Source organism: Pseudomonas sp. O39 (assembly GCF_045447295.1).
GTDB classification, from domain to species: Bacteria; Pseudomonadota; Gammaproteobacteria; order Pseudomonadales; family Pseudomonadaceae; genus Aquipseudomonas; species Aquipseudomonas antarctica_A.
Genome location: NZ_JBJGXV010000028.1, coordinates 75,653 through 84,562, shown reverse-complemented (window position 1 = coordinate 84,562; position 8,910 = coordinate 75,653). Strand labels below are relative to the sequence as shown.

Below are 8,910 nucleotides of genomic sequence, written 5' to 3'. Positions count from 1 at the left end.
ATTATGCGAAAGACTAGCATGTTCGTGTGTGTTGCGTTACACAGGAAATTACCTAGGCTCAACTGCAACGCTTCCTACCATAAGGAGCAGCTTCAGCTTTTGTCACCATCACAGGTGAGCTCACCGCTGAAGCGCGCCAAACACTTCAGCAGTATCGCGGGCCGGCCGCATTACACCGCACGATATGAGGCATACGTGTGCGACTGTCAGGCTTCATCAATTTGTAGAAAATGGCGACGTCCTCGAGATGGCAATCCAGAGACTGCGAGCTTTTTTTGGCTGGGCCCGCACCTCGGATATGCCACGACGGTACGCACGAGCTTTTTTTGAGGATCGCTTAGCCACCGTTTGAAACCATGCATTTGACGTCCATGTCAGCCATCTGCGCTCCTAAAAGGGACAGATGAAGGAGCAACGCACGTAGCCCTTTAAAGCACATCAGGGGCAGCCTCTCACCATGTAGGAAACGTCCTATTCGCCTGTAGGAACGACCCTCTTGGATCATCTTATTAGAATAATTATTATAACAACCGCTGCGACACTAAACTTTCAAGGTGAAATCTTTAATGCCGCACATGCCTAAATTCTTAATATTTTAAGGATGACAAAATGAAATTCTACAAAGCTCCCCTGGCACTTTTTGCTGCACTGGTAGTTGGGAGCGCGGCTGCTCATGTAACCCTCGAGTTCGGGCGCACCATCACAACCGCTGTGTTTGAAGCAGAGAAAAAATGAAATACATTCCTACTCTACTGTTATTACTCATTACAATTCCCGCGCACGCAGATTTGTATGTGGACTTCCACCTTAACAAATATTCAATTAGAGGAAACGTCCCCGCAGGCAAATATTTAGTCTATATGGAGAGTCGAAATAGCATCAAGTATGGATCTCGTATTAATTGGCCCACCAAAGATGGTGTATGGGCCTTCCCAACTTACAAGCGGATTCATGACGCCTACAGTATAGATCCAATTTATCTGGCTCCGCCGCTGATAGTTACACCATCGTATGTACAAAACGCAGACGTCTATTTAAACATATTATCTATCGATCAGTTATTTAGAGGGATCGACCTACCAAACATTGATACCACAGCGCTTGAAGAAGTGGGCCTTCACATTTGCGACTATAAGGTCAATACATCACCCTGGAAGTGCAAAGGTGCCAAAGCGGGTTCAGGGCTCATCGAAACGCCAACCCCACCACAGCCGCCACTAAGTTGCAGTATTAGCGGTTCTATTGAGCTACGCCACGGCAATATCACATTAAGTAATGTTGCTAATAATCGTGCGGTCACCACCGCCTATGTGACCTGCAATCGCGCAGCTAACGTGAGTGTTGCGATCGCTCAAAACATGGCAGGCCGCGTCAAACTCAATGGCGTTGAAGGGCTTTACTCAGTGCTGTCAGTCGAAGGCGTGGGCTCTGGCCGCTCCTACAGGTTTTCTGCAGGAACCGGCTACAGATCACTCACCTTCGCATCCGTACTGGAGACTAACGGCAACACGAGCGCAGGCGACTTCAGCGGCAGCGCCAGTGTGGTACTGACTTTCCCTTGATCATGCCCCCCCATCAAACCAGACGTGGCGCTCGCGGGGCCTTGAATAAAGCCGCTTCTCCCAAGCGCGCTCGCACCAGGGCCTGGCCCTGCCGGGTCATCTGGTCAAGCCATCGCTGCCATGGTATCGGGTATTCATCAGCACTTGCGGACCGCGGGCGCCCAGCACCTGAAAGCCCTGGGCCTCGAAACAACCGACCTTGGCCACGTTGCAAACGAGTTCCGCATGGGGATAACGCGCCAGCATGGCTTGCAGCATCTGCCGGGCAATACCCTGTCGTTTGACCCTTGGGCCATCGGACGTTTACCGCTAGTCAGCACACCGTTCACCAACATTGTGGTGAAATCGATAACGCTGCCCGTCGTAACGCAGTACTGGGAAACAAATGCCCGGGCCGCCGACCTCGACATCAGGCCAACCATTATTGCCTTTGCTAGCTAGAAACTCAGCGACACCGCTTTCTTCGAGTATGAGTTTCCAGTGGCCGTCAGACTGCTGACTGACTAGATAAAATCCAGTGCCCGCTTGCCCATAACAGTCAGTGCTGCCTTCAGTAATCAACGCGTCCGGCCGGCCGTCACCGTTCAGGTCCTCAACCAGCTCCATGGTTACCGGCGTGTAGGTACCTGTTGTCTCAATTTCGCACTCCGACGTCTCTTGGTTAAATCCAGCAGCGCGGAATGCTTTTAGCTGCTCGCTACGCGGTAGTTCATCCGCCAGCGCCGTAGCGCTGGTCATGAAACATACCACCCATAGACCTGACGTAAGCCTTCCCCGCTTATAGATCGTCCGTTGATGATGCCAAATGTGATGTACCCACACTAGCGTAAAGGATCAACTAGCTCTGCCCTCACAATATAACCAATTAATATAACTCGACTAAATGACTATTTAGTTTAGTTATTCTTTAAAAGCACTAATAGGCTGCGTACCTGCCTTATGTCCCATCGATGAGGTGTCTGTATGCCTGCCCTCCTTGATAACGTGACGTGCCAGTTCTGCAGATACCCTTCCCTGGCTCATTTATTAGGCCTGTACATAATCAAATACATCGTGCCGTGGAAGTCGAGCCGTTAGCGAGTCAGTACCATTGCCAGGAAGGCCGCCATCGTCTTTACAGATAGTCTTGTTTAACAGCTTTTCACAACCGCTCGGGACACACTTGGAGGACTATCCAAGCCGTCTTTAACGTTACTGAAGGAGCGAGCCATGTCAGTTGAAAGCGTGGGGAAAAACACGGTGCCCAAGCAAGGCGATAGCGGCTCGGTCTTCGATGCTGCACTCAACGGTGCCTGGAAAAACGAGTGGACACGGCGCGAGGCGGCGCGCGACCAGGCCAAGGCATCGGGCAATGAAGCGTTGGCGCAACACTTCCAAAACGAACTGGATGTCCTGAAACTGATGATGCCGGAGGGTGTACCAAGCGACGCTACGCCACCGTTGGCAGGTGCCAGCGAATCAGAACCTTCGAAAAGCTCGGTGCTGGACACAGCACCACCTCTGCCAACTTCGAAATCATTGCCGACCCCATCGAACGCCGTTGCTGAGCGCCCCAAGGATGTGCCGACAGGTAACACGCTGAACTTCACCAACGAGCGTGACACGCCGATGACTATCGTGTTCACCGCCAATGCCGGCCAGCCCCTTGTTCCCTCCGTCACACTCAAACCCGGCGAAACACTGGCGCAGTCTTTCCCCGAAGGTTGGTCGGGTAACTTCCGCTCCTCGACCGGCGATGGCGTCAACGCCACACTTGGCGAAGTGGCTTTCAATGGTGGAGCGGACGGTAAGCAGACTTTCTACGACGTCAGCTATATCGAGGGCAACAACGCCCGTATGACCATCGAACCGAGCTCGGGCGGCCCGGTGTCCGGCACACTGAAGGACATCGTGAGCGGCGCACCCGACAGCATCAAGGCGCGGGATGAGCACGGCAATGTCTACGGGCTGAAGAAAACCACCAACGCGCAAGTCATCAACGATTCGGTGGTCAGCTACTACCGTGCCGCAGTCGGTGACGGCGAGGGGTACGTCGTGCCGAAGGATGACGCGAGCACGCTCGGCTCCAACTCCAACAGCCTTAACGTGCGAATTGCTTGATTGGGTTGCGCCCATACACGTCTAAAATCGCCCTATGTAAAAAAGCTGGCCCTTGAGGCCAGCTTTTTCTCGGCTGGCAAAAGCTGAAGCTGACCGCCGCCGTAAGGACTGCAAGTACATACTAGACCGGAGACCCTTCAGTAACCGCTCGCCGCCGTCATCGCCCCACCCACGATCGCAATCCCTGAACTGCTGCCCAAGCGCGTCGCCCCGGCTTCAATCATTTTCACCGCCGTCGGGTAATCACGCACCCCACCGGATGCCTTGACCCCAACCCCGGCGCCTACGGTTTTGCGCATCAGTGCCACGTCTTCGACCGTGGCGCCGCTTCGGCTGAACCCGGTAGACGTCTTGACGAAAGCCACACCCAAGTCCCGGCAGATTTCGCACGCCTGGACCTTCTGTGCGTCGTCGAGCAGGCAGGTTTCCAGGATGACCTTCAACGGTACGGTGCCGCAGGCCTTGTGGACCACGGCAATATCATCGCGCACCGCGTTCAGCAGCCCTTCCTTCAACCAACCGATATTGAGCACCATGTCAATCTCCCCTGCCCCGGCGGCAATCGCCCGTGCGGCTTCAAATGCCTTGCTGTCACTCAGGCCCGCGCCCAGCGGGAAGCCCACCACCGCACAAATCACCACGGTATCGTCGGTCAGGCACGACGCGGCGTAAGGTACCTGTCCCGAATTCAGGCACACCGAATAAAAGCCGTGTTCCTGGGCTTCCTCGCACAAGGTGCGAATCTGCTCACGGGAGGCGTCGGGAGACAGCAAAGTGTGATCGATGTACTTTGCCAATGCTGCGGGTTGAAGAGTGTTCATTTAACGGGCCCTTGCCTGTATGTTGCCAATGATCGTGTGCCGCTTGTCACAGCGCTCACAATAATACGTTACAATAGTCACACTTAATGTTGCTTATTTAACAACAACAATCAAGCCCTGGAATACTCGTGGACAGTAAAAAAGCCGAGCGACTCAAGCTTATCCAACAAGCCTTGCAGGACCAGAACGCCATTCACCTGAGGGAAATGGCAGCGTTGCTGGACGTCTCCGAGATGACGCTGCGCCGTGATCTCAATCACTTCAGCGATCACCTGCGACTGTTGGGCGGCTACATAACCCGGGGCGGCAGTGAGGTCAGCGAATACCGGGTCGCCGACCAAGGCACGCGCCACGTCGAAGAGAAACGCCGCATCGGCAAGCTCGCTGCCGGTTTGATACAGCCCGGTGACACGGTCTTCTTCGACTGCGGCACCACCTCGCCCTTCGTCATTGACTTCATCCCCGATGAGCTGGAGTTCACGGCCGTGTGCAGTTCGTTGAACGTGCTGCTCAAGTTGCATAACAAGCCCAACTGCCACATCGTCTTGTGCGGCGGCACCTTTCACCGCAAGAACCAAGTATTCGAAAGCAGCGCCGAAAGCAGTATTCTCGACAGCGTGCGCCTGACGTGGGCCTTCGTGACTGCGGCGGGTGTCAGTCAGGAATTCGGTGTGACGTGCTTCAACTTCAATGAAGTCGAGGTCAAGCAAAAGGTCCTGCGCCAGGCCCAGCAACGCGTGTTGCTCGCCGACTTCAGCAAGTTCGACACGGTGCGCACCGCTCATTTCGCCAGCCTTGAAGACTTCCAGTACGTGGTGAGCGACAAGAAAATTCCCCGCGCCTATAAAGAAGTCATCCAGGCCCGCGGTGCGCAATTGCTGGTTTAACCCAACAACCTCTGCCGTTCCTTCTTATTCAAATAGCCGGTGGTCACGCTGAACGAGGCGCTCGCCCCGGCCGCCAGCTGCCTCACGTGGCCTTTGGCTTTCTCAGCGTTGTAGCCCTCGGGCTCGCAGGTCGACGGCAGCACGAACGCGGCCACTTGCTGATCCGGTGCGTGCAGGACCCAGCGTGCGGCGTGCTCGAATTGCTCGGGGCGATAACGGGTGTAGAACGCGGCGCCATCGGGATGCTCGAGCAGAAAGTGCGCGTGGCCGCTGGCGTCGGTGCCGACGCCGTCGAGGAAAAACACAATTTCAGGGTCATACAGCGCTGGCGCTTCGAGGCAGGCCAACTGAGCGGGATGCTCGGCCAGTTGCGCCATGTAGGCACTCCAGTCGGGTGTCGGCTTGACGTGGTCCGGCACACTGGTCCGCAGGCGCAGACGCTGCATGCCCAGCGGCTCGACGAACCGGGCACCGTCCACATAGGCGTAGTTCATGTGGGCCATGTACATCAGGTCCATGGGCTTGCCGGCCAGGTTCGTCACATCCATCTCGATATCGAACAAGGCCGAATCAGCGCGCAGTGTCACGCTGGGGCAGGCCCGGTAGCGATCGCCGAACCCCTTGGCATATTCATATGACCCGCCCAGGCGCACAAAGCCCTCGCCCAACTCCAGCCAGGCGGTGTCCATAGGCGCGCAGGGCATTTCGCCGTGCAAGGCATGCGTGTCATCCGGCGCCGGGCAGCCGTTGCGCAGCAAGCCACTGTGAAACATGAAACAGCCATAGGTATCAATGACCGTCGGGCTCGGCCGGGGCTGCTCAAACAGGTTGCGCATGGTCAGGTCGCACCCCTCGAACACGGCCGACCAGATCATCTGCCCTTGATAAGGCAGCACCACCAGGCGTCCACGGCTGTTCTCCAGGCTCAGGGCCAACACACCGGACGGGTAGGTCCAGGCACTGACCTTGAAATCCTCAGACTGCAAAAGGATCTTTTCCTGCTCGCCAAACACCGCACGATACAGCGCGATACGTGTGTTCATGAGGCCACCGCCGCTGCCGCGCCCGCTGGCAAGGTGTCTGACTGGCGCAGGCATTTGACTGCGTACATCACGATCACGATAAAGCACAGCAACGGTACGCTGTAGGCCAGTTGCATGTTGCCGCCGCTGGCATCGGACAACAGGCCCTGGAAGATGGGGATGACCCCGCCACCGACGATACTCATCACCAGCAATGAACCACCGACACCGGTGTCTTCACCCAGGCCATCGATGGTCAGGCCGTAAATGGTCGGCCAGCATGGGCCGAGAAAAATACTCACGCCAACCGCTGCATACACCGCCGAAATGTTCGGCACCAGAATCGTGTAGGCCAGCAGCACAATGCACAGCACGCCGTAAATCGCTAACACTCTGGCCGGGTGCAGCCTGCGCATCAACAGGTTGGCGATCATCTTGCCAACAAAGTACGCCGCAAAAGTGGTCAGCAGAAACCACGAGGCGCTGCGTTCATTCATACCGCCCATTTGCATGGCCAGGCGAATGGTAAAACTCCACACACCCACCTGTGCGCCCACATAGAGAAACTGCGCCAGTACGCCAAAGGTAAAACGCGGGTTACGCAACAGCCGCCCCAGGCTTTGACGCAGGCTGCCAGGCTTGCTGCCGGCAGGCTTGTTGCCCTTGCACGCGGGGAACCGGGTAATGGCGATCAGGATAAACATCAGCACCAGTACAGCGATCATCCACTTGTACGGCAGCAACGTGGACTGGATCATTTGCAACTGCTGCACCGCCGCCTCGGAGGCGCTCATTTGCTTCAGTTGTTCAGTGGTGGCGTCGGAGTCCTTGAACATCACAAAGCTGCCCACGTACACCCCGGCCATCGCGCCGAATGGGTGAAAGGTCTGCGAGATATTCAAACGTCGCGTCCCGGTTTCCCGTGGGCCCATCAGCGTCGAATAGGTGTTGCACGCGGTCTCCAGGAACGACAGGCCGGCGGCAATCACAAACAGTGCCAGTAGGAACATGCCGTACTTGGCGGTGGAGGCCGCCGGAAAAAACAGCAGGCAGCCAAACATGTACAACAACAGCCCGATCAGAATCGTGCTCTTGTAGCTCAAGCGACGCACCACCATCGCGGCCGGAATCGCTACAAAAAAATAGCCCAGGTAAAACGCCGACTGCACGAAGGCGGTCTGGAAATCACTGAGCAAAAACGCTTTCTTGAAGTGTGCGATCAGCACGTCGTTCATGCTCGCGGCGGCTGCCCACAGCGCAAAGATGCTGCACAGCAGGATAAAGGCGAACCAGGGCGTGCGGTTCAGGTAGAAACCGTCGGGGGTTTGTTGCAGCGCAGGTTTGTTCATTATTGTTCTCCGGGCTGATGGGGGTGTTACCGCTGTTGCTGGAAGCGGGCGAATGCTTCGCTGTCGGGATAGGAGGTCTGCGTACCCAGCGCCATCACCGAGCAGGCGGAATACGCCACTGCCTGTTCCATGGCGTGACGAATCCCGCCGTCGCGGTTCCAGTGTTGAATAAAGCAGCCAATAAAGGCGTCACCGGCACCGGTGGTATCACGGGCGGCAACCCGTTGGCCCGGCACTAGGAATTCACCCTCTTCACCCACGTACAGCGCGCCTTGCTCGCCAAGGGTGACAATCACGTGGCGAATACCGCTGGCTACCAGGGTTTTTGCGGCGGTGCGGGCTGAGTCCGGCGAGTCCACGGTCTGGCCGGTGATCAGCGCCAGTTCCGATTCGTTGGGGATCAGGAAATCCAATTTTGCCAAATGCTCGGCGCTCAACCCGGCCATGGCCGGTGCCGGGTTGAGCAATACCGCAATGCCATGCCGGTGAGCGAATTCGATGGCGTAGTAGACCGTCTCCAGGTTGATCTCCAGTTGCAGCACGATCAACGTGCACGCGCGCAGGTCGGCTGCTGCCGCATCGATATCCGCAGGCGACAAATGCGCGTTGGCGCCTTTGACGATCAAAATGCTGTTGTGGGAGTCGGCCCGGACAAAAATCGGCGCCACGCCGCTGGAAACGCCAGGCACCCGCTGCACATAACGGGTGTCGATACCAAAGTGCTGAAAGTTGGCCAGGGTGTTGTCGGCAAACATGTCGTCCCCGACCTTGCTCAACATCAACACATCCGCCCCAAGCTTGGCTGCCGCCACCGCCTGGTTGGCCCCTTTACCGCCGCAACCCAGGGCAAAGCCCGGTGCTTCCAGGGTTTCGCCCTGGCCCGGCATGCGGTCGATGTACGTAATCAAATCCACCATATTGCTGCCGATGACTGCGATCTTGCTCATTGCTATTCCACCTTGTTGCGGCACGACCAGGCAGGTTGTGGCGCTCTTGTTTTGTTATTTAAATAACATTAGGTGTGAATATTCAATCTTTTTTTGCGATGAGAGATCAACGGAGTGTGCACATGGCCGGCAGCGGCCTTAAGCAGTTGCTGATCGACTGCGTCGGGTCTGCTCCATAGCCCGACTCAAAAAGGGCAAGGTCGCAATTATGTAGCGTGTGTG

Annotated in this window: 9 protein-coding genes and 1 pseudogene; 4 read left to right on the top strand and 6 right to left on the bottom strand. The window is 56.4% G+C overall.

Annotation, left to right across the window (positions count from 1 at the left end; genetic code table 11):
• Positions 1-609 precede the first annotated feature (609 nt).
• Both ACI77D_RS26130 and ACI77D_RS26125 read left to right on the top strand, forming a co-directional pair.
• Positions 610-735: a hypothetical protein gene (locus ACI77D_RS26130; RefSeq protein ID WP_259746010.1), complete on the top strand. Its 126-nt coding sequence runs from the start codon at positions 610-612 to the stop codon at positions 733-735.
• Positions 732-1,562 carry a PapG chaperone-binding domain-containing protein gene (locus ACI77D_RS26125; protein WP_407017764.1) on the top strand — a complete coding sequence of 277 codons (831 nt, stop codon included), beginning with the start codon at positions 732-734 and terminating at the stop codon, positions 1,560-1,562. Before ACI77D_RS26130 ends, ACI77D_RS26125 begins: the two co-directional genes overlap by 4 nt.
• Positions 1,563-1,667: 105 nt before the next feature.
• Here the strand turns inward: ACI77D_RS26125 and ACI77D_RS26120 are convergent.
• Together ACI77D_RS26120 and ACI77D_RS26115 are read right to left on the bottom strand one after the other, a co-directional pair.
• Positions 1,668-1,844: pseudogene (locus ACI77D_RS26120) on the bottom strand (GNAT family N-acetyltransferase); the annotation flags it as partial.
• 27 nt (positions 1,845-1,871) lie between these two features.
• Positions 1,872-2,300, bottom strand: coding sequence for a hypothetical protein (locus tag ACI77D_RS26115; RefSeq protein ID WP_221294795.1), 429 nt, complete (start codon positions 2,298-2,300; stop codon positions 1,872-1,874).
• A gap of 471 nt (positions 2,301-2,771) precedes the next feature.
• On the opposite strand from ACI77D_RS26115, the gene ACI77D_RS26110 reads away from it, so the two are divergent.
• Entirely contained in the window at positions 2,772-3,662 is an 891-nt protein-coding gene (locus ACI77D_RS26110) for a hypothetical protein (protein WP_407017763.1), read from the top strand.
• Positions 3,663-3,799: 137 nt separating this feature from the next.
• On the opposite strand, the gene deoC is transcribed toward ACI77D_RS26110, so the two are convergent.
• Complete coding sequence (gene deoC, locus ACI77D_RS26105) at positions 3,800-4,483, bottom strand: deoxyribose-phosphate aldolase (RefSeq protein WP_407017762.1); 684 nt, start codon at positions 4,481-4,483, stop codon at positions 3,800-3,802.
• A 128-nt stretch (positions 4,484-4,611) separates the two neighbouring features.
• Between deoC and deoR the strand changes: the two genes are divergently transcribed.
• Positions 4,612-5,370 carry a DNA-binding transcriptional repressor DeoR gene (gene deoR / locus ACI77D_RS26100; RefSeq protein ID WP_064452463.1) on the top strand — a complete coding sequence of 253 codons (759 nt, stop codon included), beginning with the start codon at positions 4,612-4,614 and terminating at the stop codon, positions 5,368-5,370.
• On the opposite strand, the gene ACI77D_RS26095 is transcribed toward deoR, so the two are convergent.
• From ACI77D_RS26095 to rbsK, 3 genes are read right to left on the bottom strand one after another with little or no spacing between them, the layout of a single operon-like run.
• Positions 5,367-6,413: an aldose 1-epimerase family protein gene (locus ACI77D_RS26095; RefSeq protein WP_221294798.1), complete on the bottom strand. Its 1,047-nt coding sequence runs from the start codon at positions 6,411-6,413 to the stop codon at positions 5,367-5,369. The genes deoR and ACI77D_RS26095 overlap by 4 nt on opposite strands.
• Complete coding sequence (gene fucP, locus ACI77D_RS26090; protein WP_064452465.1) at positions 6,410-7,741, bottom strand: L-fucose:H+ symporter permease; 1,332 nt, start codon at positions 7,739-7,741, stop codon at positions 6,410-6,412. Before fucP ends, ACI77D_RS26095 begins: the two co-directional genes overlap by 4 nt.
• Positions 7,742-7,767: 26 nt before the next feature.
• On the bottom strand, positions 7,768-8,688 hold the full coding sequence (rbsK, locus tag ACI77D_RS26085) for a ribokinase (protein WP_407017761.1): 921 nt from the start codon (positions 8,686-8,688) through the stop codon (positions 7,768-7,770).
• Between the last annotated feature and the right edge of the window lie 222 nt (positions 8,689-8,910).